The organism is Moorena sp. SIO4E2 (assembly GCF_010671945.1).
Classification (GTDB): Bacteria; Cyanobacteriota; Cyanobacteriia; order Cyanobacteriales; family Coleofasciculaceae; genus Moorena; species Moorena producens.
This window is the reverse complement of record NZ_JAAHIE010001233.1, coordinates 1-1,376: the sequence shown is the minus strand read 5'-3', so window position 1 is coordinate 1,376 and position 1,376 is coordinate 1. Positions and strand designations below refer to the sequence as shown.

The following is a 1,376-nucleotide window of genomic DNA, read 5'->3' as shown; positions in this document are numbered from 1 at the left end:
CTTTGGTCTGCACAATGCCAATCGACTCTAAATAGTCCTGCCATTGCTCAGGGCTATTCCCTAGCACCGTTGAACCAAAGCTCAATCGGTTCATATGCTTGTCGGCTAACTGATAGGAAGCTAAATATTGGTGGGCATCCTGATTGAGTACATAAATCGGGGCATTGCCTTGTAATACTGATAAGAAGTTGCGTCGAGTCTTGCGGGGGGTGCTCGCAAAGAAAGTAAACCATTCATTACCAATCACCGTGCAATACCCATTTTTCCCACTGTGTCGTGCTCCGGTATCATCCGTGTGAACATACTCTGAGCATTTTAATCCTGCCCCTAAAACCGATGCCTGAGAGAGTGTGAAACACATCTATCTTTGCCCTGAGGTATGAATTGATTTGACCGACCGATATCTCGATACCCCATTCCAGTAGCTGCTCATGAATCTTTGGTTGCGTCACTCGATTGTGATAGTACTGGTGCAAGATATATCCCACTAGTTGCGGGCCATAATGTCCAGAATTGCTGATACTCTGGCGGTAATTGACCACTGATTACTCCTCCATCTGGTAACACATATTCGGCTAACAAGAAGCGGATGTTATTTCGTTCTATGCGAAGTTCGTGGAACAAATATTCTCGGTATCCATTGAATTTTGCCCCAACTGGCAGTTGAGAGGGTTCTATTTTCCATTCGGTGTCCACCACGAAGCTATCTTTCTTACGACCTTTGACTGAACCCGGACGTTTACCTTTCCTTTGCTTAAGTTCTAGATGCTTCCCTTCATTGAGCTTACTCGCACTCAGTTGGGGCTTTTTATTCAGTTTCTTTTTCGCTCGTAACTCTTCCTCCAATTCACGGATGCGCTTGCTTAACTCTTGATTGTGCTTGGCTAATTCTGCTATCGTTTCAGCCTGTTGTCTGACAAGCGCACGCAGCTCATCGACCTCATGAAGGTCGCTGAGTTGCTCATTTTTTACTTGCACAGAGTTTTCAAGCATACCTTTGTTTAACCAGATTTATGCACTCTTGACAAGGGGGCTAACTCTATACCTATCTTTTTCACCCCACAGCGGTTATTGAGAAGTTACAAAAATAGTGTTTTTAATCAGGTTTAAATAAAGGTTAAAATGTATTTTTAATGTAGATTTTTTGTATAAATAAATTTTGTACAAAATCCGTATTCATAATTACTTTATTTTTAGGGCTATAACTTTAAACCTTATTCATAAGGTAAACCTTATCCTAATTTGAATTGGGTGCGGCTCTTTTAAAAGTACGGTAGACTAGATCTCAGTAAAACTGACAAATTAGTCAGAGTAATAGTTTGAGTCAATACCTCCTGGTGGGTGACCAGCTGAAAAAGTCAGCAGTAGTTCAGGAA

General features: G+C 41.6%; 1 protein-coding gene and 1 pseudogene. Both read right to left on the bottom strand.

What is annotated here, in order from left to right; genetic code table 11:
- A pseudogene (locus tag F6K37_RS42495) lies at window positions 1–361 on the bottom strand (IS66 family transposase); the annotation flags it as partial.
- 68 nt (window positions 362–429) lie between these two features.
- A complete protein-coding gene (locus tag F6K37_RS42490) occupies window positions 430–993 on the bottom strand; it encodes a hypothetical protein (RefSeq protein ID WP_287257229.1) in 564 nt (187 codons plus the stop codon).
- Window positions 994–1,376: the final 383 nt, after the last annotated feature.